The 1150-nt window shown below is 54.5% G+C and carries 3 protein-coding genes; 2 read left to right on the top strand and 1 reads right to left on the bottom strand.

Annotated elements, in window-relative coordinates; translation table 11 throughout:
* On the bottom strand, positions 1 to 223 hold a 223-nt coding region (locus RCF13_RS02315), incomplete at its 3' end, for a hypothetical protein (RefSeq protein WP_308140798.1).
* 246 nt (positions 224 to 469) lie between these two features.
* Between RCF13_RS02315 and RCF13_RS02310 the strand changes: the two genes are divergently transcribed.
* Both RCF13_RS02310 and RCF13_RS02305 read left to right on the top strand, forming a co-directional pair.
* A complete protein-coding gene (locus tag RCF13_RS02310; RefSeq protein ID WP_308140797.1) occupies positions 470 to 718 on the top strand; it encodes a helix-turn-helix transcriptional regulator in 249 nt (82 codons plus the stop codon).
* Positions 719 to 905: 187 nt separating this feature from the next.
* Positions 906 to 1150 (top strand): hypothetical protein (locus RCF13_RS02305; RefSeq protein WP_308140796.1); only part of this gene is annotated, 245 nt, incomplete at its 3' end.

The raw sequence follows: 1150 nt of genomic DNA, 5'->3' as shown, positions 1-1150 counted from the left end.
ACGCAACGGAGAACCGCTTTGTCAGCAGCATCAAACTGCTGTGTCGGACTGCGGAAATCACTGGGAGACATAGCGTTTTGTCCAGACCTTCGTCCGAATTTTTCACAGAATGCGAGAATGCGCCGCGTCTCAACGAAATGTTTGCCTTTTTTTCAGAGACGGCAGCTGGCAAAGCCGGCATCCCAAACCAGCTCCCGGGATTCCGGCCGGCTATCTCGATCATGGCCGTGAAATTGACGATGTGCTCATGGTTGCCGCCTGGTCAGGGGTCAGGAAGTCGGGCGCCTAATCTGACCTGCTTCGGACGATAAGGTCACTACGGATTTCGCGTTGTCCTCCAGGACATGTCGCGCTTCTCCAACCCGCAAGTGCGCTTGCGCCAGTCATCCCGTTCCTATAGACAGCGCGCTCGGCATATTGTCGAGTTTACTCCGTAGCTGAATGCGCCACATCGCGCATGACTGCGAATATGACTATTCGTGAGATCTTTGCGCGAAACTTGAGAAAACTGCGGCACGCGAGGCGTTTGTCGCAGGAAAAGCTCGCCCATCTGGCAGGCATTGACCGCACATATGTCAGTTCGCTCGAGCGAAGCGTCTATAGCCCCACCATCGATATGGTTGCCACGCTGGCGGCAATCCTGGAAGTGCCGCCGGAGGACCTGCTGCGAGCCAACCTGACAGTTCCGGCCCGGGTCGAAACGACACCGGAAGACTGATTTCGCCGCCGCAATTGAGCTCGTAAATTCTGAGGCCGAAAGGGACTGATTTACAAGGGCTAATCATTGTGCGAACCGGACGATATCTCGACGGGGACAGGCGCATGAACTTTGGCCGTCATATCAAACCCCACGGGCGTGCATCGCCGCCTGCGCTGTTAAGAGTGGGGTTTCGCTAAACGAGCATATGCTGTTCGCTAGAAATGGCGCTCTGGCGGGAAATTTCGGTTATGTTCCTTGGTTTCTCAGCATCGGCCATGAATACGGCAAGCCTCAGCCGGCGGCAGGATCATATTTGGTAAATTTCTCAGTTAATTTTGCGCACCCCACTTTTTTGCAACCCACTCTGCGATCTCTATGTCGCGGCGTGGCGTTTACCGGTCACTCTCACATAAGGCAGGATAAGAAGGTTACCGCATCATACTTTGTGTA

It is taken from the genome of Stenotrophomonas maltophilia group sp. RNC7, assembly GCF_030910085.1.
GTDB lineage: Bacteria > Pseudomonadota > Gammaproteobacteria > Xanthomonadales > Xanthomonadaceae > Stenotrophomonas > Stenotrophomonas sepilia.
The sequence above is the reverse complement of the archived record's forward strand: the minus strand, read 5'-3'. Positions and strand labels throughout refer to the sequence as shown.